We start from the raw sequence: 24,580 nt of genomic DNA, 5'->3' as shown, positions 1-24,580 counted from the left end.
GTCGGTTTGCGGGGCCTGCCCTGCGGTCGCCTTGAGCCACATGTTTGTAAACCTCACTATGATACGACAGCTCGCGGCGCGTTGAGGACGGCGAGGGTGCTACAGTGAAGCGCAAACAAGAGAAAGGCATCACATGGCATTCGTTTCACTCGCCATCATTGCACTCGTGGCCTTTGCAAGCCCCTTCATCGCCTCGGCGATTCCTGGAAAACCCGTTCCCGAAACGGTCTTTTTGCTCGTGTTCGGCGCGGTGCTGGGCCCGCATATGCTCGGCCTTATCCATGTGGATGCCGAGGTCTCGCTGGTGTCAGAGCTCGGCCTGGCCTTTTTGTTCCTGCTTGCCGGCTTTGAGATCGATCCTAAGAACATTACGGGTGTGGAGGGGCGCTACGGCTTGGCGACGTGGTCCGTCACGTTTGGCATCGCCTGGCTTGCCGTGCGCTTTACCCCGTGGTTCTCGGTCAGCCATTTCGACGGTATCGCCGTGACGCTCGCCTTGACCTCGACGGCGCTTGGGGCGCTCATGCCCATCTTGCGCGAGCGGTTACTTGCCGGAACGCGCGTCGGTGATTCGATTCTCGCCTATGGTACGTGGGGCGAGCTCGGCCCCGTGCTCGCCATGTCGGTACTGCTGTCTGCCCGTACGGGTATCGAGACGCTGCTAATCTTGGGCTTATTTGCCGCAGTGTGCGTGCTGCTTGCCGTGGTCCCCGGCCGTTCCAAACGCATCGGCAGCCGTTTTTTCGCCTTTATTCAGGAGCGCGCCGATACCACATCGCAGACGTTCGTGCGCCTGACGGTGCTTATTTTGGTCACGCTCGTGGCGTTTTCCGCCATTTTTAGCCTCGATATCGTATTGGGCGCTTTTGCCGCCGGCTTCGTCCTGCGCTATATCATCCCCGAGGGCAACCATACGCTCGAGCTTAAACTCGATGGCCTGGCCTATGGCTTTTTGATCCCGGTGTTCTTTACCGTGTCGGGCGCAAAGATCGATCTGACGGCCGTGGTGTCGCGCCCCGGGCTGCTCGTGGGCTTTATCGTGGCGCTGCTGATCATTCGCGCGGTGCCGATTCTTGTCTCTATGAGCATTTGTCCTGCGACGCGCGATGTGTCGGCGTATGGGCGCATTACCGTGGCCCTGTACTGTACCACGGCCCTGCCGATCATCGTTGCCGTGACAAGCGTTGCCGTCAACGCGGGCGCGCTGTCGCAAGATATTGCGTCGGTCATGGTTGCCGCCGGTGCCATCACGGTGTTCTTGATGCCATTGCTCGCACAGCTCTTCTACCACGTGGTCGACGCCGCACCGGTCGCCGCCGTGGCAGAAGTTGCCGAGCGCCCTGCCGAGGCACTCGATATCCTGCGCGCCCATCACGATTTGGCGAGCCTGCTCGCACGCGAGCACGAGCTGCTGACCTCGCATGGTCATGGTCGCGTATTCGAGGGCCTGCCTACGCTCGATACGATTGCCGAGCGTCTTTCCGCCGAGGCGGCGAGCGGCCACATCGATGCCCGCATCGTGGACGCGGCGCATCTTCTTGCCGATAAGACCTATGGTGATGAGGTCGACCCGTCCGAGCTGACCCCGCGCGAGCGTCGCCGCCTGGAGCGCGCCAAGCTCGCCGTGCGCGAATACCGCCGCCGCATGTTGGAGCTCTATGCAAGAGAAGAAGCCGAGGACGACGACGGCAAGTAGTCGATACTCTCTCGGGGAAGCCGCGTCCCGCTTTGAAGGCTCGGAACGGGATGTGGTTTCCGAAACGGGGGCCGTTGGGAAACTGTGTCCCGGAATGGGCGCTCAGAGTGGGATGCAGTTTCCGCGAGAGATCCGTTGCGGAAACGGTATCCCAGAATCGGCGTTCAAAACGGGGCGCTCTTTCCGAAACATGGCCCTGAGGGAAGCTGCGTCCCGGTCTGAGTCGGAATTCCGGGACACAGCTTCCCTTTCAAACAGAAGAAGGCGCGCTGCCTGCAGTTGATGCAGACGGCGCGCCTTCTTTGTTGGACTATGTTGAGGCTGGGAGCTGAGGCTTGTGGTCCCTTAAGAGCGGGCGGCTCCGTCGACGGGGAGCACGGCGCCCGTGACGTAGGAGGACATGTCGCTCGCCAGGAAAACAAAGGCGTTGGCGACATCCTCGGGCTCGCCCATGCGACCCAGCGGAATGGTGGCGACGATGGGCTTAATAACCTCTTCAGGCAGGTTGGCGACCATGTCGGTTTTGGTTACACCGGGTGCTACGGCATTGACGCGAATGCCCATGGGGGCGAGCTCGCGCGAGAGCGACTGGACCATGCCGTTGACGGCAAACTTGGACGTTGGATAGCCGACGCCAGAGGGCTGGCCGTACTTGGCAACCATCGAGCTCGTGGTGGTGATGGTGCCGCCGTGGCCGGCCTCGGTCATGATCTTGGCGGCAGCTTGGTGGCCATTAAAGACGGCGACGACGTTAAGGTCCATGACCTTTGCGAACTCCTCGGCCGTGTAGTCCAAGAGGGGTGAACGCTGGTAGATACCGGCATTGTTGACGACCGTGTCCAAGCCGCCCATGTCGGCTGCAGCCTGGGTAAAGGCCTCGGTCACGGCTTCGAGTGAGGTGAGGTCGCAGGAGCGGCCCCAGACCTTGGCGTCGGGATAGGCGGCTGTCAGCTTCTCAACGGCCGCATCGGCGGTCTCCTGACGCGAGCCAAAGACGGTGACGGCGGCGCCTTCCTCGATAAAACGGCAGGCGATGGCATAGCCGATACCGCGCGTGCCTCCGGTGATGATTGCTTTCTTGCCCTCGAGCAACATGGTATTTCCTCTCATCGCGGGCGGACATTCGCAGCACAGCGTAGCCGTAACTGGAATCGGCCGTGTTTGCATATCGGTGAACGGTAGCCCGCGTTACCGATGAGCGGCTCGCGCAAATGTGCTCTGCCGTTGTGCTTAGGGCAGGAGACAAAAGGGCTCCCGTCCCGCATCGGACGGGAGCCCTCAAAGCGTGTATTGCTAGGCGAGCGTTGAGCTAGTTCGCCATGACGCCTTCGGTCCAAGCCTCAACGTCCTCGATGCGCAGGACGTTGGCGACCTCGGCTACGCAGTCGACGCTGGCAAGCTCGGCGGTGGCAGCCTGGACGTCCTTCTCGAGCGCGCGGTGCGTCAGGAAGATGACCGAGCAAGTATCGCTGGCGCCCGACTTGCCGTCCTCGACCTGGTTGATGAGCGAGATCGAGATGTTGTGCTTGGCAAAGATGTCGACCGTCTCGGACAGGGCACCCACGCGGTCGGCGACCTTCAGGCGCACATAGTACTTAGTCTGGAGCTCGTCCATGGGCTTAAAGGCGAGGTTGTGACCATAGGGCTCAATCTCGGGCAGCGGAGCCACGCCGCGGCAGATCTGCTCGGAGAGCGACAGGATATCGCCCACGACGGCGCTCGCGGTGGGGAAGGAGCCTGCGCCGGCACCGTAGAACATGGTCTCGCCCACGGCGTCGCCTACCACGTAGACGGCGTTCATGGCGCCGTTGACCTTGGCGAGCATATGGTCTGCCGGGATGAGCGTGGGATGCACGCGAACGTCGACGCCGGCGTTGGTGTTGCGGGCGATGCCCAGCAGCTTGATGGTGTAGCCGAGCTCGCGGGCCTGGGCGATATCCTCGGCACCGATGGTGCGGATGCCCTGCTGGTACACATCGTCGGTGGTAACGCGGGTGCCAAAGCCGATGGAGGCGAGGATGGCTGTCTTGCTGGCGGCATCGAAGCCGTCGACGTCGGCGGACGGGTCGGCCTCGGCATAGCCCTTTGCCTGTGCGTCGGCAAGTACGTCGGCGTAATCGGCGCCCTCGGCGTCCATGCGCGACAGGATGTAGTTGGTGGTGCCGTTGAGGATGCCGGCGATGGTCAGGATCTTGTTGCCTACCAGGTCGTGCTCAAGCGTGCTCACGATGGGGATGCCGCCGCCGCAGCTGGCCTCGCACTTAATCTGCACGCCGCACGCGCGCGCCTTCTCGGCAAGCGTCTCGACGTGACGGCCCAGCAGGGCCTTGTTGGCAGAGACGACGTGCTTGCCGTGCTCAAAGGCAGTGGTGAAGATCTCGGTTGCGGGATGCTCGCCGCCGATCAGCTCGACGACGATGTCGACGGCGGGGTCGGTTGCGACATCGTGCCAGTCACTCGTAAAGGCCTCGCGCTCAATGCCTGCTGCCTCGGCCTGCTCCCAAGCAAGCGCGCAGGCGCGGGTCAGCTTAAGGTCGATGCCGTAGGCTGCCAGGTACTCATCGTGGTGGCTCTTGATCAGACGGGCCACGCCGCCGCCGACGGTTCCCAGACCGATCAGACCGACGTTCACGGTGCGCATGGGTTCGCTCATAGATAGCTCCTTCGTGCATCTTATGGATGGATTAACCGCTTAAAGGTTGAGTGCATTCTAGCGTGAAGTGCGGGCGCGTGCTTGCCTGGCAGCGGGAGCAGCACAAAACGCCACCCCCGAAACGCTGCGGAAACATTGGAAACACGCTCGCTACAAACGGAACTCCGTAACAAACTGTCAACGTTTGCACCATAAGGTTTGCTTCACCGACCCCACCATGGGCACCAGCGCCGCGAAGTTCTTGGCCGAGAAGTATACGGACGCCAAGGTCGCCCTGTTCTACAACTCCGGCGATACGTACAGCTCGGGCGTTGCCGACGCCTTTGCCGAGCAGGCCAAGGCGTCCAAGCTTGATATCGTTGATACCGAGACCTTTAAGGACGATTCTTCCACGAGCTTTACCAACCAGCTCACCAAGGCCATGCGCAAGATCAAGATCGAGGGCCTGACGGGCGAGCTGACGTGGAACGATGAGGGCCAAGTCGAAAAGCCCGCTACGGCCTATGTGATTCAGGACGGCAAGTACATCGCCGCCTAAGTGCATATAACGAGACCGGTGGGGCCGTTTTATTCAGGGCGGGGACGCCTGTAACAGAACGGAAACATTACTTTCACACAATAAAGTGGCTAAACTGCATAAACCGACAGAAATACGCATGATTATGGATAAATGAACAAATCAAAAGAAAAGTTGAAATAATCGCCACTTTCCTTAACTAAAGCGTCTAGTATTTTGCGAACGCCGAACACGGCGAAGGATGGCCTGTCGGGTAACCGAAACCCGACGAGATTTGAGAGGAGAGCCGCATGTCGAGCCTCACCGGTAAGTCATTGAACCCTGTTATGAATCGCAGGAGCGTTATCGCGAGCGCAGCAGGTCTGGGGGCGATGTCCATTCTAGCTGGCTGCTCCTCCAACGGCGGCGACAGCGGTTCCGCGTCGGGCGACGCTTCGTTTAAGATCGGCACCATCGGCCCGCTGACCGGCGCCAACGCGTCCTACGGCAAGTCCGTTACACAGGCTGTCGAGCTTGGCTGCAAGGATTTCTCGACCAAGGAGCTGCCGCTTGTCAGCAAGGCCGAGGACGACCAGGCTGACGGCGAGAAGGCCGTCAACGCCTTCAACACCCTGCTCGACTGGGGCATGCAGGCCCTCGTCGGTCCGACCACCACGGGTGCGTCGGTTGCCGTTGCCGCAGAGTGCGGTAACGACCCCAAGACGTTCATGATCACCCCGTCCGCGTCCTCCGAGGACGTTACCAAGGGCAAGGATTGCGTCTTCCAGGTTTGCTTCACCGACCCCAACCAGGGTGTCAACGCTGCCAAGTTCCTGGCGCAGAAGTATGCGGACGAGAAGTTCGTGCTCTTCTATAACTCCGGCGACGCCTATTCTTCGGGCATCGCAGATTCCTTTAAGGCCCAGGCCGCTGAGTCTAAGCTCGAGATTGTTGACGAGGAGACCTTTAAGGACGACTCCGCCACGAGCTTTACCAACCAGCTGACCAAGGCCAAGCAGGCCGGCGCCACCATGATCTTCGCGCCGATCTACTACACGCCGGCGTCCGTCCTGCTCAAGAACGCCAAGGACATGGGCTACGATGTCAAGATGATGGGCTGCGATGGCATGGACGGCATCCTGGGCGTTGAGGGCTTCGACACCTCTCTTGCCGAGGGTCTGCTGCTCATGACCCCGTTCTCAGCCGACGACGAGAAGAACGCCGACTTCGTCAACGCTTACAAAGATAAGTACGGCGATACCCCCGACCAGTTTGCCGCCGACGCCTACGACGGCGTGCATGCGGTGGTCGAGGCTCTCAAGGAGGCCGGCCTGGGTGTCGACGCCGACCCCACCGAGGTTGCCGAGAAACTTCCCGAGGCTATGCGCAACATTACTGTTGACGGTCTGACTGGCAAGCTCTCCTGGAACGACAAGGGCCAGGTCCAGAAGGAGCCCACGGCGTACGTCATCACCGACGGCAAGTACGTACAGGCCTAATTGGCCGCCTTACATAGAGCGGTTTTGATCCCAAGCAGGGGAGGTTTTGGCCTTCCCTGCTTGCTTGGTATCTAGGGACGATGTAACGTCCCTGTTTCATACATCAACTGGAAACCTATTCGAAAGGGGGATGTGGAACATGACGGTCTTTATCCAATACCTGGTCAACGGCCTGTCCATGGGCAGCGTCTACGCCATCATCGCGTTGGGCTACACCATGGTCTACGGTATCGCCAAGATGCTGAACTTCGCTCACGGCGATGTCATCATGGTCGGTGCCTATGTCTCGTTCTGCGCCACGTCGTATCTCGGCCTCCCGGGCTGGGCATCTGTAGTTCTCTCTTGCGTGGCCTGCACGGTTCTCGGTGTTCTCATTGAGGGTCTGGCCTATAAGCCGCTGCGCCAAGCAGGCCCGCTGGCCGTTCTGATCACGGCTATCGGCGTGTCTTACTTCCTGCAGAACGCCGCGCAGCTTCTGTGGGGCGCCACGCCCAAGAACTTCACTTCGCTCGTCACCTTCCAGGTGCCGGAGTTCTTGGCCAAGTTCAACGTAAGCGCCGTCTCGCTCGTCACCATCGTCGCCTGCCTGGTTATCATGGCCGGCCTGATGTTCTTTACAGGAAAGACCAAGATGGGCAAAGCCATGCGCGCCGTGTCCGAGGACAAGGCCGCCGCTCAGCTCATGGGCATCAACGTCAACCGCACCATCTCGATGACGTTTGCCATCGGCTCTGCCCTTGCCGCCATCGCCGGCGTGCTGCTGTGCTCCTACTCGCCGGTGCTGCAACCCACGACGGGTGCCATGCCTGGCATCAAGGCCTTCGACGCCGCAGTCTTCGGTGGCATCGGCTCCATCCCCGGCGCTTTTGTCGGTGGCATTCTCATCGGTATCATCGAGGCGATGGCGCAGGCTTACATTTCCACGAGCCTTGCCAACTCCATCGTCTTTGGTGTTCTGATCATCGTCCTGCTCGTCAAGCCTGCCGGCCTCTTGGGCAAGTACGTCCCCGAGAAGGTGTAGGTGAGCGTTATGAAGTTTCTTAAAGACAAGCAGACGCGTCACGACTTTGTCACGTACGCCATGTGCCTTGTGGCGTTCGCCATCGTGTTCTTTATGCAGTCTAACCACATGATTCCGCGCATGATCGCCGGTCAGCTGGTTCCCATCACGGCCTATATCGTCATGGCCATTTCCCTTAACCTCGTCGTCGGCATCGCGGGCGACCTGTCGCTGGGCCACGCGGGCTTTATGAGCGTCGGCGCCTATACGGGAATCGTCATCGCCGTCGCGCTGGAGAGCGCCGTTCCGTCCGACCCGATGCGCCTGATCATCAGCATTGTGGTCGGCGCTATCGCCGCAGCCATCTTGGGCTTCTTGATTGGTATCCCGGTCTTGCGCCTGAGCGGCGACTATCTGGCCATCGTGACCCTGGCTTTTGGCGAGATCATCAAAGAAATCGTCACCTGCCTTATCGTGGGCGTCGACTCCCGCGGCCTGCACGTGATCTTTAACATCACGGGCAACTCTACGATCGACGACCTGCATCTGCTCGAGGACGGCACCGCCATCATCAAGGGCGCGCAGGGCGCATCGGGTGTGTCGACGTACTCGACCTTCCTCGCCGGTGCCATCCTGGTCATGGTCGCACTCGTGATCGTGCTCAACCTGGTTCGCAGCCGTACCGGTCGTGCCATTATGGCCGTGCGCGACAACAAGATTGCAGCCGAGTCCGTGGGCATCTCCGTCACCCAGTACCGCATGATCGCCTTCGTGGTTTCCGCTGCCCTCGCCGGTGCTGCCGGAGCCCTCTTCGGCGGTAACTTCTCGCAGCTCTCCGCCACTAAGTTCGACTTCAACACGTCGATTCTCATTCTGGTGTTCGTGGTCTTGGGTGGCCTGGGCAACATGCGCGGTTCCGTCATCGCGGCGGCACTGCTCACGGTGCTTCCCGAGCTGCTCCGCCAGTTCTCGGACTACCGTATGCTCATCTACGCCATTGTACTGATTCTGGTCATGGTCTTTACCAACAACCCGCAGCTTAAAGCGTTCTTCGGCCGCATTAAGGACCGCTTTACTTCTAAGAAGGAGGTGGCAGCCGATGCCCAGTAAGTTTGAATTCAACAAGGGCAAGATGGTCCCGTATCCTTCTGGCGCCATCGTTCCCGATCGCGACCTGGGCGAGCGCCCGGCGCTCGAGTGCATCCACCTGGGCATTGAATTCGGCGGCCTTAAGGCAGTCGACGATTTTAGCCTGACCATCGGTAAGACCGAGATCGCCGGTCTCATCGGCCCCAACGGCGCCGGCAAGACTACGGTCTTCAACCTGCTCACCAAGGTGTACCAGCCCACGCACGGCACCATCCTGCTCGACGGTGAGGACACTTCGGGCAAGTCGGTCTACCAGGTCAACCGCATGGGTATTGCCCGTACGTTCCAGAACATCCGCCTGTTCAACACCATGACGGTGGAGGACAACGTTAAGGTCGGCCTGCACAACCAGGAGCGCTACTCCGGCTTTGAGGGCGTGCTGCGCCTGCCGACGTACTGGAAGCACGAGAAGGCCGCCCATGAACGCGCCATGGAGTTGCTGTCCATCTTTGATATGGAGCACCTGGCAAACGAGCAGGCCGGCTCGCTGCCTTACGGCGCTCAGCGTCGTCTGGAGATCGTTCGCGCTCTTGCCACCAACCCCAAGTTGCTGCTGCTCGACGAGCCTGCCGCCGGCATGAACCCGTCCGAGACCGCAGAGCTCATGGAGAACATCGTTAAGATTCGCGACACTTTTGGTATCGCCATCATGCTTATCGAGCACGATATGTCGCTCGTCATGAACATTTGCGAGGGCATCTGCGTGCTTAACTTTGGTAAGGTCATCGCCAAGGGCACGGCCGAGGAAATCCAGAACAACGATGCCGTTATCGAGGCGTATCTGGGCAAGCAGGATAAGGGGGAGAACTAAATGGCAGAGTCGATGCTTTCCGTCTACAACATCAACGTCTGGTACGGCGCTATCCACGCCATCAAGGACATCTCCTTTAACGTCAACGAGGGCGAGATCGTGGCTCTGATCGGTGCCAACGGCGCCGGCAAGTCCACGACGCTTAAAACCGTCTCGGGCCTGCTACGTTCCAAGACCGGCTCCATCAAGTTTATGGGCGAGGACATTACCCATACGCCTGCCGATAAACTGGTGGGCAAGGGCCTGGCTCAGGTTCCCGAGGGTCGTCGTGCCTTTTTGCAGATGACGGTCGAGGAGAACCTGGAAATGGGTGCCTATACGCAGCCCAAGTCAACGGTGGCTCCGGGTCTCGAGCGCGTCTACGAGCAGTTCCCGCGCCTTAAGGAGCGCCGTCGCCAAGTCGCCGGCACCCTTTCGGGCGGCGAGCAGCAGATGCTCGTTATGGGCCGCGCTCTTATGAGCAACCCTAAGCTGCTCATGCTCGATGAGCCCTCCATGGGTCTGGCGCCGATTCTGATTGAGCAGATCTTCCAGATCGTCGAGGACCTGCACAAGGCCGGCACCACGGTGCTTTTGGTCGAGCAGAACGCGCAGATGGCACTTTCCATCGCTACACGCGGCTATGTACTCGAGACCGGCAAGATCACCATGACCGGCACCGGTCAAGAGCTGCTGCACGACGATAACGTCCGCAAGGCCTATCTGGGCGGTTAATCCATTCAACAAAGGGGGCGCTGACCAACCCGGTCAGCGCCCCCTTTTAAGTTGCGGTGAAATAGGGACTAAATGGGGGCGCTAGACGCCAAAACAGTCCCTATTCCACCGCAACTTCATGGGGATGTGTGACAATGCCCGTCGGAAAACATCTGCTGTCTTTGGGGGTCTATCTATGCTGTACGAGTTTTGTGCCGAGAACTTTGAGCGGGTGCCGGCGGCTATCGAGGCCGGTGCGGGGCGCATTGAGCTGTGTGACAACCTCGCCGTCGGTGGCACCACGCCTTCCGCCGGCGTTATTAGCGCTACAGTCAGCTACGCTCACGAGCATGACGCGCGAGTGATGTGCATGATCCGTCCGCGTGGTGGCGACTTTCATTACAACCAGGACGAGCTGCGCATGATGGAGATGGACCTGGGCCTTGCTGTGAGCGCCGGCGTTGACGGCCTGGTCTTTGGCTGCTGCAAGCCCTTTGCCGGCGGATGGGCGCTCGACGAGCTTACGCTTGGCGCCCTCGTGATGGCTGCGGGCTGCGCGACCGAGGAATGTAAGCGTGAGCCCATCGACATCACCTTCCACATGGCATTTGACCAGCTCTCGCCCGAGGCTCAGCTCGATGCGATTGATACACTTGCCGACTGCGGCGTTACGCGCATCCTCACGCATGGCGGCGCTGCCGGTACGTCGATCGAGGATAATTTCGATCACCTGACTCGTTTAATCGAGTATGCGGGCGATCGTTTGACCATCCTTCCCGGCGGCGGCATCACTACGGCAAATCGCGACGCGGTCGCGGCGGCGCTAGGCGTCTCCGAGCTCCATGGCACCAAGATCGTGCCGCTAGAGGTATAACCCGTGGCGCTGGTATTTGACGTTCAGCAGGCGAGCGGTAAGCCCGACGATAATCGTCGCCCTGGCACCGCGTGCCCCTTTTGCGACACGGAGGGGCTTGCCAACATCATCCAGCGCGATGGTGACTGCATCTGGCTCGAGAATAAGTTCAAGACATTGCGGGCCACACGTCAGACCGTATTGATCGAGTCTGCCAATCACGACGCCGACCTGGTGACCTATGAACCGGATGAGCTGCATCATGTGATGCGGTTTGCCCTGGGCTGTTGGCAGCAGATGATCGATTCCCAACAGTACTGCAGTGTGCTCATGTACAAGAACAAAGGCCCGCTTTCGGGCGGCAGCCTCGTCCATCCGCACATGCAGATTGTGGGTTTGGAGCAGGAAGACGGCTATGCTTCGCTGACTTCTGCCAATTTCGAAGGCATCAATGTCTGGCGACAGGGGAGAATCGCGGTCAACATCTCAACCGAACCGATCATGGGGTTCTTTGAGATCAACGTTTCAGCCCCGCAGGGAATCGCCGCCAGCGATGACACGAGAGACCAAGCCGAGGCGGATCTCTTCGCCGACGCAATCCAGGTAGCTCTGCGCTATATCTTGCACGAGCACCATGGCGGTCGTGCAGAGTCGTACAACCTGTTCTTCTATCACATGAGCGGCCGGACCATTGCCAAGGCGCTTCCACGTTGGGTGGTTTCACCCTACTTTGTCGGGTATCGGCTGGCTCAGGTCAATGCTGAGACCACGCTCGATGTCGATGCGGAGCGACTCCGCGCACATCTGGAGGCGCTCACATCGTAAAGTGAGCGCCCGCACACTGCGGACGGTTTAGCGCGCCATTGCATCGCGGCCGGCCTCGACCCGCTTGCGCTGGGCGGCGCGCTCCTCGCCGGTCAGACGTTCAAAGAGATGTCCGATAAGCGAGGCGAGCACCTGCTGAAACAACGTTCCACACATGACGGGAAACGCAACTTCGCCCGGAAAGTATTGCGTGGCGATGACGGCGCCCGAAGAGATATTGCGCATGCCGCAGGTAAAGCACATGGTGGTCGTCTCGCTATACGGCAGGTGCAACGCGCGGGCGACCAGAATGCCCACGACAAAACCGCTGATGGCGAACGCCAGAATAAAGAGGGCGACTTCCAGGCGCACCGCGTTCATGTGTAGCACGTACTCGCTCATGGCGGTGGAGTTGGAGGCAATAACGCCCATCATCATGAACTTGCAGGCGGGCGAGAGCGCGGGGGAGAGTTTCTCGTGTCCCCAGCCGTGCGTGAGCTCGTTGATCACGATGCCGAGCACGGCGGGGATGGCAATCATAAAGGCCATGTTCTGCATCATGCTCGGAACATCGATTGCGACGGTGGCGCCCAACAGGAGCTTGAGCGTGAGCGGAATCGTTACGGGCGATATAACCGAGGACGTCAGGATGATGGTGAGCGCGAGCGGGCCGTTGCCGCCGAACATGCTGATCCACATAAAAGCGGTGACTGCCACGGGCACACTGTATTCGAGCACGATGCCGCAGACAAGGTTGGGGTTGGAACCAAAGAACAACGATCCCATGGCATAGGCCGCGATGGGAATAAGCGCCGCCGAGACCAACAATGCCACAATCAGGTGCAGCGGACGGTGGAACACCTCGGCTACCTGGTGAAAGGTGTTGCTGAGCGCACCTTGGAACGTCATAAAGGCAAACAAGGTGGGAACGATGGGCTTGAGAACGCCGATCTGTTGAGGAAAGAGCACGCCGAGCGCCACGCAAATCGGAACGATGATTTGCATGTGCCCCGCGAGAAACTTGCCCAGTCCAACCCATTGCTTCATATGCTCTTGTGACTCCCTTTGCTCGTGAATCCGTTTTGACTGGATATGCTAGACGCTCACATGTGTCCGTGCGTCAGAAACGCTCGATTATTTCGAGGGTATTACCGGCATCGTTTACCGAAACCGCGGCGTGCTGCGGCGATTTGCGTCCGCGCCGCACGGTATAATAAATCCGTTCAACAGATCTGCCTGCCGAAGCGGGCATACACAGAGGACTCATCGCTATGAACCGTGAGAGGTATTGCGGCGACCTGCCCCTATCGGGGGTGGGCGCCTATGTCATCGCTTAAGACGACGCATCGCTGGGCGGTCGCTCAGCAAAATCCCGAGCTCGAAAAGGAGCTTTCGGCTGGTCTGGGCATACCCGGGCTGGTGGCGCGCATTATGGTTGCGCACGGCATTACATCCATCGAGGAAGGCCAGCTATTTTTGACGCCTTCGCTCGACCGTGATTGGGCCGATCCACTCATTATCCCGGGCATGTCGGTCGTTGCCGACCGCGTCGAGCGTGCTATTCGCAACCGCGAACGCATCGCCGTCTTTGGTGATTTCGACGTCGACGGTATTACATCGACCTGTCTGTTGACCGAGGCACTGCGCACGTTTGGCGCCGATGTTACGCCGTTTATTCCACATCGCTTTGACGAGGGCTACGGTCTTTCGCGCGCGGCGCTCGACCGCGTTAACGAGCTCGCTCGTCCCCAGCTGATCGTGACCGTCGATAACGGCATTGCCGCCAAAGAAGAGGTTTCCTATCTGGAGAGCCTGGGGATCGATTTGGTGGTCACGGACCATCACGAGCCCTCCGATCAGGTGCCGCAGGGCGTGCCCCTGACCGACCCTAAACTCGAGGATAAGGGCCCCTCGCGTGAACTTGCCGGTGCCGGTGTGGCGCTCAAGCTGGTGCAGGTTTTGGGCGAGCGTCTGGGCAAGCCGTCGTATTGGCGTTCGCTGATTGAGGTCGCGGCACTGGGCACCGTGTCCGACATGATGCCGCTCACGCCCGAGAATCGCGCACTGGTCGCCGAGGGCATCCAGCAGATGCGCGTGACGGCTCGTCCCGGTTACATCGCGCTTGCAGCGCTCGCCAAGGCCGATCTGGCTACCATTACGGCGGACGGTCTATCGTTCTCGCTCATTCCCCGCTTAAACGCCGCCGGCCGCATGGCCGATCCCAAGCTGGCGCTCGACCTGCTGCTTGCCCGCGATCCTATCGAGGCAAGTGCACTGGCGGCCGAGCTCGAGGAGATCAACCGTCAGCGTCGCGAGATTGAGGCGGAGCTCACGCGTGATGCCATGGCAAAGGTCGAGGAGACCTATGATGGCGGTCGCGCAATCGTCGTGGGTGGCGAGGGCTGGCACGAGGGCGTTAAAGGCATCGTGGCGAGCCGCCTTACCAACCGATATCACGTGCCGGCGTTGCTCTTCTCTATCGAGGACGGTATAGCACGTGGCTCGGGCCGCTCGGTGGGCAAGGTCAACCTGTTCGAAGCCGTCGAGCGCTGTTCCGACCTGCTGATTCGCCGCGGCGGGCATGCCGGTGCGGTGGGCGTGACCATCGAGGCGTCCAAGCTCGACGAGTTCCGTCGTCGCCTTTCCGCTGTGCTGTCCGAGCTTCCCGCCGAGGACTTTGAGGACACCGATGAGGTTGCCGCCACGGTCGACCTTTCCGAATTGAATATCGAGACCATCGAGCAGATTTCCCGCCTTGAGCCGTTTGGCCAGGGTAATAAGGTGCCGCTGCTGGCTGCCGAGGGCGTGACGATGTGTGATCGTGCCGTGGTGGGTAAGACCGGCGAGCATATGCGCTTCGTGGCGACGGATGGAGCCGCGAGTGTGCCTGCCATTATGTTCCGCGTACCGCAGATCGATAGGCTTATCAATTGCGACAGCGCCGTCGACTTGGTATTCGAGGCCGTTGCCGAGCATTGGCAGGGACGTGTGAAGCCCAAGCTCATGATCAAAGATGTCTTGGTCCGCGATACCACGGCACCCAGCGTTGACGACCCGGCATGTGAGCTTCGCCGCGGCGTACAACCGGCGGATTCTGGACTGCGCCTGGAGTCGCGTAAACGCGAGACGCTTGCCCAGCTTTCCTATACCGAGCTCACGCGCTCGCTCATTCACAGCTTTATCGGATCGAACCAGCCGCACCGCGCGCAGGTCGAGGCGCTCGATGCCCTGGCCGATCACCAAAGTGTTCTGGCCGTTATGGGAACGGGGCGCGGCAAGTCTCTTATCTTCCATGTGCATGCCGCGCGCGAGGCGGTTCTTCGCGGGCGTGCGAGTATCTTTGTCTATCCGCTGCGCGCGCTCGTTGCCGACCAGGCCTATCACCTTTCCTCGACGATGGCCGCGCTCGGCATTGGCGTAGGCGTGCTGACCGGCGAGACCGTGGAAGCGGCGCGCGATGACGTGTTTGCCGGCTTGGCTTCGGGCCGCACCGGCATCGTGCTCACGACGCCCGAGTTTCTGTCCATTCACCGCGATCGCTTTGCGCGTTCGGGGCGCATCGGTTTTGTCGTTATCGATGAGGCGCATCATGCCGGTCTTGCCAAGGGCGGCGACCGCAGCGCCTATCTCGACATGCCCGATATCCTCAAGGCCCTGGGCGACCCCGTTGTCATGGCGGCAACGGCTACCGCGACGGCTCCGGTTGTGGCGGAGCTTGCTCGTGTATTACCGATTACCAGGACGGTGGTCGACGAGACCGTTCGCGAGAACCTGCAGCTCGAGGACGACCGTGACCTTGCGAGCCGCGAAAATCGCCTGGTGTCGATCGTGGCGACGGGGGAGAAGACCGTCATTTACGTGAACTCGCGCGACCAGTCCGTGGCGCTTGCCAAGACGTTGCGCAAACGCGTGCCTGACTGTGCGACCCATATCGCGTTCTATAACGCCGGGCTTGCGCGCTCCGATCGCCGCCGTGTTGAAGAAGCCTTTAGAGACGGAAGTCTCAGCTGCATCGTTTCAACCTCGGCTTTTGGTGAGGGCGTCAACCTGCCCGATATCCGCCATGTCGTGCTCTACCACATGCCGTTTGGTACGATTGAGTTTAACCAGATGAGTGGCCGTGCCGGCCGCGATGGCCAGCCCGCCGTGATTCACCTGCTCTATTCGTCGCGCGACGCCCGAATTAACGAGCGCCTGCTCGATTGTTACGCGCCCGAGCGCGATGAGCTTGTCACGCTCTATCGAGCGCTGCAGACCATGTGGCGCTCCAACCGCGGCAAGACGGGGGACGATTCATTCTGCGCGAGCGATATCGACATCGCTCAGATGTGTCTTGCCATCGATGCTCGCACGCCGGTCGACGAGCGCTCGGTGGAAAGCGGCCTGGGAATCTTCGAAGAGCTTGGTTTCTGTCGCGTTTCGGGGTTTGACGATACGCGTCGCATCGCGATGGCCGAAAATCCCGGTCGCGTGCAATTAAGCAGGTCAATTCGCTATTTGGAGGGCTTGCGCTCGCGCATGGAGTTCTCGGCTTTCCGGAGCTGGGCGCTCGATTCGTGCGCTTCTGATATGCTAGCCAAAGTTAACCGCCCGATCGTACCGCGGGCCTAGGGGAAGGGGACCTCGATGGATGCCGCAGCCCGTACCGCCCATGATTCCACCCTCCAGCCGTTCTCGGAGATGGAGCACTATAAGCATGCTGATGAGCTGCCGCCCGAGATTATGGCGGACAGCTACGACAAGCTGGAGCGCCTGTGCCTCAAATATATGAATGAGGATGACTTCTCCAAGGTGGAGCAGGCCTACTGCTTTGCTGCCGAGAAGCACTGCAACCAAAAGCGGCGCTCGGGCGAGATGTACATTAACCATCCCGTCGAGGTTGCCATCATTTTGGCCGATCTTAAGATGGACTGCGATGTGGTGTGCGCCGCGCTGCTGCACGATACCGTCGAGGATACCGAGACCTCGCTTACCGATGTTTCGGGTCTGTTTGGTGATACGGTGGCCGAGCTCGTCGATGGCGTGACCAAGCTCACCAACATCGAAGTCGACAGCATGGACGAGAAGCAGGCCCTCACGCTGCGCAAGATGTTCCTCGCCATGTCCAAGGACATTCGCGTCATCATCGTCAAGCTCGCCGACCGCCTGCATAACATGCGCACGCTTGCCGCCCTGCGCGAGGACCGCCGTCTGTTTAAGGCGCGCGAGACCATGGACGTATACGCGCCTCTGGCCGACCGCCTGGGCATGAGCTCAATCAAGTGGGAGCTCGAGGACCTGTCCTTCTTCTACTTGGAGCCCGATGCCTACCAGCGCATCGCGCGCATGGTAGCCGAATCGCGCGAGGTTCGCGAGCGCTATCTTGCCGAGACCATCAAGACGCTCACCGATGAGCTCAATCGCATTGGTCTTGAGGGCTTTCAGATCAACGGTCGTTCCAAGCACTATTGGTCCATCTATCAAAAGATGAAGCGCAAGGGCAAGGAGTTCTCCGAGATTTACGACCTGGTGGCGCTGCGCGTCATCACTCATTCGGTGCGCGATTGCTATTCCACGCTTGGTGCCGTGCATACCTTGTGGCATCCCATGCCCGGTCGCTTTAAAGACTATATCGCCATGCCCAAGGTCAATAACTACCAGTCACTCCATACGACGGTTATCGGCCCCACGGCCCGCCCGCTTGAGATTCAGATTCGAACCTATGAGATGCACGAGCAGGCAGAGTACGGCATCGCCGCCCACTGGCTGTACAAGAAGTCGGGCGGATCGTCTGCCTCTAAGACCAACGATGCGCAGCGTCTGGACGACCAGATCAACTGGCTTAAGCACTCACTCGACTGGGCGGCGTCTGACGAGATCACCGATGCCAAGGAATACCTGCACTCACTGAAGGTCGACTTGTTCGACCAGGAAATTTTTGTCTTTACGCCCAAAGGCGAGGTCATGGCGCTTCGTGCCGGCTCTACACCGCTCGACTTTGCCTACGCCGTTCATACCGAGGTCGGTAACCACTGCGTCGGCGCCAAGATCAACGGTGCGGTGGCGCCGCTCACGCACGAAATCAAGACGGGTGACCGTGTCGAGATTCTGACTAACAAGAGCTCTAAGCCGTCGCGCGATTGGCTTAAGATCGTCAAGACACCTTCGGCCAAATCAAAGATTCGCCGTTACTTCGCCGCCGCGACCAAAGACGATGACGCTGCTGCCGGCCGCGATATACTGGCCAAGGACCTGCGCAAGCGCGGGTATGGCATCTCTACGCCGCGATCAACGCGTGCGCTCAACGCCGTAGCGGAGCAGTTTAACTTCAAGCAGCTCGAGGACCTGTTTGCCGCCGTCGGCGCCGGCAAGGTTGCCCCGCGCGCTGTGGGCAATAAGGTCGAGCAAATCTTGGACCCCAAGCCCGAGGAACAGCTCACCAAGGCCGAGGCTATCGCCGAGGTCGTGAAACAGCCTGCTCGCGGCTCCAACCGCAAGCCGCAAAAGCGCGGCAAGAGCGCAAGTAACGGCATTATCGTCAAGGGCGAGAGCAACAGCGGCCTGCTGGTCCGTCTGGCTCATTGCTGCAACCCCGTGACGGGCGACGACATCGTCGGCTTCATCACGCGTGGCCGAGGTGTCTCAGTGCATCGCGCCAACTGCCCCAACGTCAAGGGCCTCATGGAGCACCCCGAGCGCATGATTGACGTAGAGTGGGATGGTGCTGCCGACACCCTCTTCCAGGTCGAGATCGTGGTCGAGTGCCTGGACCGCATGGGCCTGCTCAAGGACGTCACCATTGCCATTGGCGATGCGGGCGGCAATATCCTTTCTGCCGCCACGTCGACCAACCGCGAGGGTATTGCAACCCTGCGCTTTATGGTCGAGATTTCGGATGCGAGCGGCCTGGATCCGCTGCTGGCTTCCATCAGCAGTGTCGATTCGGTCTACGACGCTCGCCGTCTTATGCCCGGCGAGGGCGGAGCGCAACTCAAGCGCCGTGTGTAGGTGCGAGAGCCTCTCAGCATCATAGATATTGGTTACGCTCGAGGCATCGTTTGGTGCCTCGAGCGTATTTTAGAAGGAGGGTATGCGCATGGACGATATGACTTTGGACCTGACACCCCGAGGCACGGCTTCGATTGAGGCGCTCGTCAACGGCCCGATTCAGACCAACAGCTACGCCGTGATTTCGAATGACGAGTGCTTAATCGTCGATCCGGCGTGGGAGGGCGAGCGTCTTGTGGAGCATATCCGCACCGCGCATCCCGAGGTGCGCGTACTCGGCTCTGTCTGCACGCACGGTCATGCCGACCATGTTGGCGGGGTTGCCGGGGTTCGAGCTGTCGTTGGCGACAGTGCGCTATATGAGTTGTGCGCTAAGGACGTGACGGTACCTCGCGCAAATATCGAGGAGCAGCGTGTCATGTGGGGTATCGAGACGCCCGATCCGGGTGAGCCGACGCGCTTGCTTGCCGAGGGCGATACAATCGAGGTGGGCGACGTCTGCCTGCAGGTGATCGAGACGCCGGGGCATACGCCGGGCGGCATCGTCCTGTTCGCCGCGACCGAGCAGGGAAACATCGCCTTTGTGGGCGACACGCTTTTCCCGGGCAGCCACGGTCGTACCGATCTTTCCGGCGGTGACGAGGCGGCGATTATGCGCTCGCTCTCCAAACTTGCCAAGATGCTTCCGCCCGATACCGTTTGCTTGACGGGCCATGGCGATTCGACCACGATGGCGCGCGAACTTATGCAGAACCCGTTTATGCAGATGTAGGCTCGAAGCCGTCTTCCGAACCACGAAGACCGCTCAATCGTCAAGCTATTTTCCCCAGTGGGTCGATTCTGTGGGGCAAACGGTCAAAATTTGTCCAATCGGATGGTATTCGTGAACAAACGAACGTTTATGCTCGGGTATGTCGTGGTAAAATCTCAGGCGTTATCGGAGCAACCTTACAGGAGGTTTCTTTTATGCTCGTCAACGCAGCAGACATGCTCAAGAAGGCCGAGGCCGGCAAGTACGGTCTCGGTGCCTTCAACACCAACAACCTCGAGTGGACCCTGGCTATTCTCCAGGCCGCCGAGGAGGCCAAGTCCCCGCTGATCCTTCAGTGCACCGCTGGTGCCGCTAAGTGGATGGGCGGTTTCAAGGTCTGCGCCGACATGGTTAAGGCTGCCGTCGAGGCCACGGGCGTTACCGTTCCCGTCGCCCTTCACCTCGATCACGGTTCTTACGAGGACTGCTTCAAGTGCATCGAGGCCGGCTTCACGTCCATCATGTATGACGGCTCTCACGAGGAGACCTTCCAGCTTAACCTCGACCGCACCAAGGAGCTCGTTGAGCTTGCCCACTCCAAGGGCATGTCCATCGAGGCCGAGGTCGGCGGCATCGGCGGCACCGAGGACGGCGTGACCTCCAGCGGCGAGCTCGCTGATCCTGCTGAGTGCAAGCAGATTGCTGACCTGGGCGTCGACTTCCTCGCCTGCGGTATCGGCAACATCCACGGCGTGTACCCTGCCGACTGGGCTGGCCTTTCCTTCGAGCGCCTGGGCGAGATCAAGGCTCAGACCGGCGACCTGCCCCTCGTCCTGCACGGTGGCACCGGCATCCCCGAGGATCAGATCAAGAAGGCCATCTCCCTGGGTATCTCCAAGATCAACGTCAACACCGATCTGCAGCTCGTCTTCGCCAAGGGTGTTCGCGAGTACATCGAGGCCGGCAAGGATCAGCAGGGCAAGGGCTTTGACCCCCGCAAGCTCCTCAAGCCTGGTCGTGACAACATCGTTGCCCGCACCAAGGAGCTCATGGAGGAGTTTGGCTCCGTCAACAAGGCGTAAGTAGCGGTTTAACTTTCCCGTCGGAGGCCCCGTTCACCCTACGCTTTTCCCTTGCACTCACCTGGCTTTGCCAGAAGTCGCGCAATGGGAAAAGCTTCGGGTGAACGGGGCCTCCTTCGTTAACTCGCTACAGGGTTACTGGGCTGAATTCATTTTTTTGACTACCGTTCGGTGGTGTTGATGGCTCCCTTGTTGGGGCTTTCTTTTTTATCTCGCTACAATGGACTTCAAGCGTTCTAGTGACTTGGAGTTTTAGTATGGCTGTTGTTAATGTGTTGCCTTCGGATGGGAAGGTTATTGACGAGGGTCCTGTTGGTTGCTCTGTTGATGTTTGCTGTAATGACTTTCGTCATCTCGATATTGGACTACCGCCCGAGATTCTTCGACTCAAGGATGCCGGATATTTGACGCAGACTGTTGCGGCTTGTGATCGTCTTTTGGGGCAGAATCCCGATCCCTCGCTTGCTGCCTGCGTTCGTGCCGAGCGGTATCGCATGCTTGAGACGCCGCTTCATTTTTCGGTGTCGCGCGATCGAGCTATTGCGATGATTCGCGAGGAGTGGCCTGAGTTTACCGAGGAGCAGTTTAACGATCTGATTGACCGTAAGCGTATTGACTGGCGCTTTATCGATGGTGAGCTGTTCGTTCTCGACAACTTCCTCGATTCGCTTCGCGTATATCCCAAAGAGGTCCCCGGCATGCGTCCCGATTCTACGGACGGAATAGCACTGCGCAACGAGATGCTCAAGGAGATGGAGTCGCAAAACGGATTGACTCGCGTTATTACGCTTAAGGCGTCCTTGTCTGTCCCCGGCGCTCTAGAGGGGGAGACCGTTCGCGCTTGGCTACCCGTTGCCGCCGCCTGTCGTCAACAGTCTCATATCGAGGTTCTCAATATGACGCCGGAGGGTGCTGTTGCTCCCGCGAACGCTTCGGCGCGTACCGCCTCGTGGTCTTCTTCGAGTGATCGCTCATTCTCGGTGACCTATCGCTATCAAATCAATGCCGCTTATCGCGATATTTATGGGGGTGCGCTTCCGTCGCATCCGTGTATGGACGCGCCGTTGCCCGAAGATATTTCTGAGGACCGTCCGCACATTGCATTCACGCCGTATCTGCAGCAGCTGACGGCCGGTGTTGTTGACGGACTCGAGGATCCGCTCGATCGCGCCCGTGCTATCTATGATTATCTGACGCAGCATATCGACTATCGCTATCAGCCGCCGTACTTGCTTTTGGGATCTATTGCCGATGACTGCGCGCATTCGCTCCGCGGCGATTGCGGCGTTATGGCGCTCACGTTTATCACCATGTGCCGTATCGCGGGCGTGCCTGCCCGTTGGCAGAGCGGCCTGTACGTTGCGCCCGATTCGGTGGGGTCGCACGACTGGGCAGAGTTCTATACGCCGCAGACCGGTTGGCTCAACGCCGACGTGTCATTTGGATCTTCTGCTCGCAGGATGGGGGAGGAGTGGCGCCGCCGTCACTACTTTGGCAATCTCGACCCGTGGCGTATGGTGGCCAACAATCGATTCCAGGCAGGGTTTGACCCCTCTTTCGACGGCATGCGCGAGGACCCTTACGATAACCAGATGGGCGAGGCTTCGGTCGACGGTCGCGGATGCCGTCAGCGCGAGATGCTCCGCACGGTCGAACTCATCGAAATGCTCGAAGTTCCATTTTCGAACTAATCGGTAGAAAGCTGTGATAAACTAACTCACGCATTACGTGCCCGAGTGGCGGAATTGGCAGACGCAGTGGACTCAAAATCCACCGTTGGCAACAACGTGCGAGTTCGAGTCTCGCCTCGGGCACCATACATGCAAGTGAGCGTTCAAGGGGGTTGCGGCCCCCTTTTTCGTGCCGAACTCGCGTGAGCGCGCGAAGCGTTAAGCAAACAGGCCTGCGGCCTGTTTGTAGCGGAGCGTGGCGAGGGCGCCGCGCGTCCGAAGCCCGGGGCTTCGCGAAGCGAAGGCCCTTCGAGTCTCGCCTCGGGCACCATACATGCAAGCGAGCGTTCAAGGGGGTCAAGGCCCCTTTTTCGTGTACGTAATGTGATAACGCGCTGTACGTGTTATTATTCGCAAGGCGTTGTTCCCGCAATGCCCTAAAGAGGAACCCGAGGGTTCCCACCTTTTGGCGCCAATGAGCAGCTGACTGGTCATACAACTTAGATTCCCTTCCTCAAATCGAGGAAGTCTATGTGTACGACCTGGTTGCTGAGAAGCGCCGGGTTATTTTTTTATGAATGGAGGTAGGGAAAATAGCTAAGTCTGATGACACCCGCATCAACGACGAGATTACTGCATCTTCGTGCCGTTTGATTGGCGTCGATGGCTCTCAGCTCGGCCTGTTCGCCATCCGCGATGCCCAGCGCGTCGCCGACGATCAGGGTCTCGACCTGGTCGAGATCGCTCCCAACGCGGAGCCGCCGGTCTGCAAGGTCATGGACTACGGTAAGTTCAAGTACCAGCAGGCCATGAAGGCCAAGGCTGCTCGTAAGAACCAGTCCAAGGTCGAGGTCAAGGAAATGAAGTTCCGACCCAAGATCGACGTTGGCGACTACGAGACCAAGAAGGGCCACGTTCTGCGTTTCCTCAAGAAGGGCGCACGCGTTAAGATCACCATCATGTTCCGCGGCCGTGAGATGGCTCACCCGGAGCAGGGCCTTAACGTTCTCGAGCGTCTCGCCGAGGATCTCAAGCCTTACGCTACGGTCGAGTCCAAGCCTAAGATGGAAGGCCGTAACATGCTTATGCTGCTCGCCCCGATTAAGGGCGCCTTCGATGAGGATAAAGCGGCAAGCGATACTAAGTAACTAGTGTTCTGTAACCGATTAAGGAGTATTTCATGCCTAAGATGAAGTCCCACAGCGGCACCAAGAAGCGTTTCCGCAAGACTGGTACCGGCAAGCTTATGCGCGCCAAGGCTTTCAAGAGCCACATCCTGAGCAAGAAGTCCACCAAGCGTAAGCGTGGCTTCCGTCAGGAGACCGAGATTGCCGCTGCCGACCGCAAGGTCATCAAGTCGCGTCTCGCCTAAGTTCGCGTTCCCGTTTTTCGTTTTACCGTCTAGGAGTTGATAGAACATGGCACGTATTAAGCGCGCTGTTGCCGCCAAGAAGAAGCGCCGTACCGTTATGCACCGTGCGAAGGGTTACTACGGTGCCGCTTCGCGTACTTACAAGCATGCTAAAGAGCAGGTCCAGCACTCCCTGCAGTATCAGTATCGTGATCGCCGCAACAAGAAGCGCGAGATCCGTTCTCTTTGGATCACTCGTATCAACGCTGCTGCTCGCCTGAACGACATCTCTTACTCTCAGTTCATGCACGGCCTGAAGGTTGCCGGCATCGAGCTCGACCGCAAGGTCCTGGCTCAGATGGCTTACGAGGACATCGAGTCCTTCAACGAGCTGGCTACCATCGCCAAGAAGGCTCTCGAGGCCTAATAGATTCTCTTGAATCGCTAGGGGAGTGTCGCGTTGTGCGCGGCGCTCCCTCTTTTTATCTGAAGCGCGGTTTACATTGCTAAAAGCGCGGGTAGATAATCACCTACAGGTGACCGATCTCCATATATTCCTGAACCAAAGGGTCATCATCTGATACGTGCGGAAGATCCGCACCAGTCTTTCTATTACCTATAGAAAGCAATATGTTGTGTAGGACTTGTGAAGAGTGGAATTGACGTCCCACAGAGCTTCGCGGTCTGGCAATATATCTCCTTGCCGCGCGGCCCGGTCGGACCGGATGAGCCGCGGGGCGTGCACCTTGAGAACCGGATACTGCGAGGATGGACACACAAGCTGTGTCGCATCCGGGCAGACATCGAACCATTTGAAATGGTCTAACTTGGATTTGTTTTTCGCAAGGCCGCCGAGAGGCGGCCCCGAGAAATTCCTTTTCCTATACTAGAACCATATGAATCGAACGGAACCGATCAGCGAATGACTGAGAGGACCGGACGGGCTCGAAGCCCATACATTTTGGACGGAGAGTTCGATCCTGGCTCAGGATGAACGCTGGCGGCGCGCCTAACACATGCAAGTCGAACGGCACCCCTCTCCGGAGGGAAGCGAGTGGCGAACGGCTGAGTAACACGTGGAGAAC

At 59.3% G+C, this 24,580-nt stretch carries 20 protein-coding genes, 1 tRNA gene and 1 rRNA gene; 19 read left to right on the top strand and 3 right to left on the bottom strand.

From position 1 onward, the window contains the following. Positions 1–133: 133 nt before the first annotated feature. Positions 134–1,696 carry a cation:proton antiporter gene (locus tag AAAX32_RS01705; RefSeq protein WP_349099737.1) on the top strand — a complete coding sequence of 521 codons (1,563 nt, stop codon included), beginning with the start codon at positions 134–136 and terminating at the stop codon, positions 1,694–1,696. Between the two features lie 345 nt (positions 1,697–2,041). Here AAAX32_RS01705 and AAAX32_RS01700 read toward each other — a convergent pair whose 3' ends face one another. Next, positions 2,042–2,791, bottom strand: a complete 750-nt coding sequence (locus AAAX32_RS01700; RefSeq protein WP_349099736.1) for an SDR family NAD(P)-dependent oxidoreductase — start codon at positions 2,789–2,791, stop codon at positions 2,042–2,044. A 214-nt stretch (positions 2,792–3,005) separates the two neighbouring features. Then, positions 3,006–4,349 (bottom strand): homoserine dehydrogenase, encoded by a 1,344-nt coding sequence (locus AAAX32_RS01695; protein WP_349099735.1) that lies wholly within the window; start codon positions 4,347–4,349, stop codon positions 3,006–3,008. A 184-nt stretch (positions 4,350–4,533) separates the two neighbouring features. Between AAAX32_RS01695 and AAAX32_RS01690 the strand changes: the two genes are divergently transcribed. From AAAX32_RS01690 to AAAX32_RS01655, 8 genes are all read left to right on the top strand, one after another. Next, positions 4,534–4,887 carry a hypothetical protein gene (locus AAAX32_RS01690; RefSeq protein ID WP_226790394.1) on the top strand — a complete coding sequence of 118 codons (354 nt, stop codon included), beginning with the start codon at positions 4,534–4,536 and terminating at the stop codon, positions 4,885–4,887. A gap of 269 nt (positions 4,888–5,156) precedes the next feature. Continuing rightward, a complete protein-coding gene (locus tag AAAX32_RS01685) occupies positions 5,157–6,344 on the top strand; it encodes an ABC transporter substrate-binding protein (RefSeq protein WP_161155122.1) in 1,188 nt (395 codons plus the stop codon). 139 nt (positions 6,345–6,483) lie between these two features. Continuing rightward, a complete protein-coding gene (locus tag AAAX32_RS01680; protein WP_022095035.1) occupies positions 6,484–7,365 on the top strand; it encodes a branched-chain amino acid ABC transporter permease in 882 nt (293 codons plus the stop codon). Positions 7,366–7,374: 9 nt separating this feature from the next. Next, on the top strand, positions 7,375–8,454 hold the full coding sequence (locus AAAX32_RS01675; protein ID WP_217107705.1) for a branched-chain amino acid ABC transporter permease: 1,080 nt from the start codon (positions 7,375–7,377) through the stop codon (positions 8,452–8,454). Further along, entirely contained in the window at positions 8,444–9,304 is an 861-nt protein-coding gene (locus tag AAAX32_RS01670) for an ABC transporter ATP-binding protein (protein ID WP_055287178.1), read from the top strand. The genes AAAX32_RS01675 and AAAX32_RS01670 overlap by 11 nt, the downstream gene beginning before the upstream one ends. Before the next feature lie 12 nt (positions 9,305–9,316). Beyond that, positions 9,317–10,018 carry an ABC transporter ATP-binding protein gene (locus tag AAAX32_RS01665; RefSeq protein ID WP_035137222.1) on the top strand — a complete coding sequence of 234 codons (702 nt, stop codon included), beginning with the start codon at positions 9,317–9,319 and terminating at the stop codon, positions 10,016–10,018. A gap of 175 nt (positions 10,019–10,193) precedes the next feature. After that, positions 10,194–10,871 carry a copper homeostasis protein CutC gene (locus AAAX32_RS01660; RefSeq protein WP_217107706.1) on the top strand — a complete coding sequence of 226 codons (678 nt, stop codon included), beginning with the start codon at positions 10,194–10,196 and terminating at the stop codon, positions 10,869–10,871. 3 nt (positions 10,872–10,874) lie between these two features. Continuing rightward, complete coding sequence (locus AAAX32_RS01655) at positions 10,875–11,675, top strand: DUF4931 domain-containing protein (protein ID WP_343001331.1); 801 nt, start codon at positions 10,875–10,877, stop codon at positions 11,673–11,675. Between the two features lie 27 nt (positions 11,676–11,702). Here AAAX32_RS01655 and AAAX32_RS01650 read toward each other — a convergent pair whose 3' ends face one another. Continuing rightward, complete coding sequence (locus AAAX32_RS01650; protein WP_349099734.1) at positions 11,703–12,701, bottom strand: bile acid:sodium symporter family protein; 999 nt, start codon at positions 12,699–12,701, stop codon at positions 11,703–11,705. Between the two features lie 276 nt (positions 12,702–12,977). Here AAAX32_RS01650 and recJ point away from each other — a divergent pair, with 276 nt between their 5' ends. The 10 genes from recJ to AAAX32_RS01600 all read left to right on the top strand — a co-directional run. Next, the gene (gene recJ / locus AAAX32_RS01645) at positions 12,978–16,265 is read left to right on the top strand and encodes a single-stranded-DNA-specific exonuclease RecJ (RefSeq protein ID WP_343001332.1); all 3,288 of its coding nucleotides are present in this window, start codon (positions 12,978–12,980) and stop codon (positions 16,263–16,265) included. 15 nt (positions 16,266–16,280) lie between these two features. Next, positions 16,281–18,641 (top strand): bifunctional (p)ppGpp synthetase/guanosine-3',5'-bis(diphosphate) 3'-pyrophosphohydrolase, encoded by a 2,361-nt coding sequence (locus AAAX32_RS01640; protein ID WP_217107710.1) that lies wholly within the window; start codon positions 16,281–16,283, stop codon positions 18,639–18,641. Between the two features lie 88 nt (positions 18,642–18,729). After that, positions 18,730–19,413, top strand: coding sequence for an MBL fold metallo-hydrolase (locus AAAX32_RS01635; RefSeq protein ID WP_148332600.1), 684 nt, complete (start codon positions 18,730–18,732; stop codon positions 19,411–19,413). A 194-nt stretch (positions 19,414–19,607) separates the two neighbouring features. Further along, the gene (fba, locus tag AAAX32_RS01630; RefSeq protein WP_035137086.1) at positions 19,608–20,474 is read left to right on the top strand and encodes a class II fructose-1,6-bisphosphate aldolase; all 867 of its coding nucleotides are present in this window, start codon (positions 19,608–19,610) and stop codon (positions 20,472–20,474) included. A gap of 257 nt (positions 20,475–20,731) precedes the next feature. Next, positions 20,732–22,165 (top strand): transglutaminase-like domain-containing protein, encoded by a 1,434-nt coding sequence (locus AAAX32_RS01625; protein ID WP_349099733.1) that lies wholly within the window; start codon positions 20,732–20,734, stop codon positions 22,163–22,165. Between the two features lie 39 nt (positions 22,166–22,204). Further along, positions 22,205–22,291, top strand: a tRNA-Leu gene (locus AAAX32_RS01620). A 431-nt stretch (positions 22,292–22,722) separates the two neighbouring features. After that, positions 22,723–23,292: a translation initiation factor IF-3 gene (gene infC / locus AAAX32_RS01615; protein ID WP_006234423.1), complete on the top strand. Its 570-nt coding sequence runs from the start codon at positions 22,723–22,725 to the stop codon at positions 23,290–23,292. 32 nt (positions 23,293–23,324) lie between these two features. After that, the gene (gene rpmI / locus AAAX32_RS01610) at positions 23,325–23,516 is read left to right on the top strand and encodes a 50S ribosomal protein L35 (RefSeq protein ID WP_006234422.1); all 192 of its coding nucleotides are present in this window, start codon (positions 23,325–23,327) and stop codon (positions 23,514–23,516) included. A 46-nt stretch (positions 23,517–23,562) separates the two neighbouring features. Beyond that, entirely contained in the window at positions 23,563–23,922 is a 360-nt protein-coding gene (gene rplT / locus AAAX32_RS01605) for a 50S ribosomal protein L20 (RefSeq protein ID WP_006234421.1), read from the top strand. Positions 23,923–24,457: 535 nt separating this feature from the next. After that, positions 24,458–24,580: ribosomal RNA gene (locus AAAX32_RS01600) — 16S ribosomal RNA — on the top strand; the annotation flags it as partial.

Source organism: Collinsella sp. CLA-ER-H3, assembly GCF_040092425.1.
Classification (GTDB): Bacteria; Actinomycetota; Coriobacteriia; order Coriobacteriales; family Coriobacteriaceae; genus Collinsella.
The sequence above is the reverse complement of the archived record's forward strand: the minus strand, read 5'-3'. Positions and strand labels throughout refer to the sequence as shown.

Excerpts from the sequence above, each read along its gene's own strand:
- AAAX32_RS01640 (WP_217107710.1), top strand. The coding sequence starts at position 16,281 with ATGGATGCCGCAGCCCGTACCGCCCATGATTCCACCCTCCAGCCGTTC.
- AAAX32_RS01665 (WP_035137222.1), top strand. The coding sequence starts at position 9,317 with ATGCTTTCCGTCTACAACATCAACGTCTGGTACGGCGCTATCCACGCC.
- AAAX32_RS01650 (WP_349099734.1), bottom strand. The coding sequence starts at position 12,701 with ATGAAGCAATGGGTTGGACTGGGCAAGTTTCTCGCGGGGCACATGCAA.
- recJ (WP_343001332.1), top strand. The coding sequence starts at position 12,978 with ATGTCATCGCTTAAGACGACGCATCGCTGGGCGGTCGCTCAGCAAAAT.
- rplT (WP_006234421.1), top strand. The coding sequence starts at position 23,563 with ATGGCACGTATTAAGCGCGCTGTTGCCGCCAAGAAGAAGCGCCGTACC.
- AAAX32_RS01625 (WP_349099733.1), top strand. The coding sequence starts at position 20,732 with ATGGCTGTTGTTAATGTGTTGCCTTCGGATGGGAAGGTTATTGACGAG.
- AAAX32_RS01700 (WP_349099736.1), bottom strand. The coding sequence starts at position 2,791 with ATGTTGCTCGAGGGCAAGAAAGCAATCATCACCGGAGGCACGCGCGGT.
- fba (WP_035137086.1), top strand. The coding sequence starts at position 19,608 with ATGCTCGTCAACGCAGCAGACATGCTCAAGAAGGCCGAGGCCGGCAAG.
- rpmI (WP_006234422.1), top strand. The coding sequence starts at position 23,325 with ATGCCTAAGATGAAGTCCCACAGCGGCACCAAGAAGCGTTTCCGCAAG.
- AAAX32_RS01635 (WP_148332600.1), top strand. The coding sequence starts at position 18,730 with ATGGACGATATGACTTTGGACCTGACACCCCGAGGCACGGCTTCGATT.
- AAAX32_RS01685 (WP_161155122.1), top strand. The coding sequence starts at position 5,157 with ATGTCGAGCCTCACCGGTAAGTCATTGAACCCTGTTATGAATCGCAGG.
- infC (WP_006234423.1), top strand. The coding sequence starts at position 22,723 with ATGGAGGTAGGGAAAATAGCTAAGTCTGATGACACCCGCATCAACGAC.
- AAAX32_RS01705 (WP_349099737.1), top strand. The coding sequence starts at position 134 with ATGGCATTCGTTTCACTCGCCATCATTGCACTCGTGGCCTTTGCAAGC.
- AAAX32_RS01695 (WP_349099735.1), bottom strand. The coding sequence starts at position 4,349 with ATGAGCGAACCCATGCGCACCGTGAACGTCGGTCTGATCGGTCTGGGA.
- AAAX32_RS01680 (WP_022095035.1), top strand. The coding sequence starts at position 6,484 with ATGACGGTCTTTATCCAATACCTGGTCAACGGCCTGTCCATGGGCAGC.
- AAAX32_RS01670 (WP_055287178.1), top strand. The coding sequence starts at position 8,444 with ATGCCCAGTAAGTTTGAATTCAACAAGGGCAAGATGGTCCCGTATCCT.
- AAAX32_RS01660 (WP_217107706.1), top strand. The coding sequence starts at position 10,194 with ATGCTGTACGAGTTTTGTGCCGAGAACTTTGAGCGGGTGCCGGCGGCT.
- AAAX32_RS01675 (WP_217107705.1), top strand. The coding sequence starts at position 7,375 with ATGAAGTTTCTTAAAGACAAGCAGACGCGTCACGACTTTGTCACGTAC.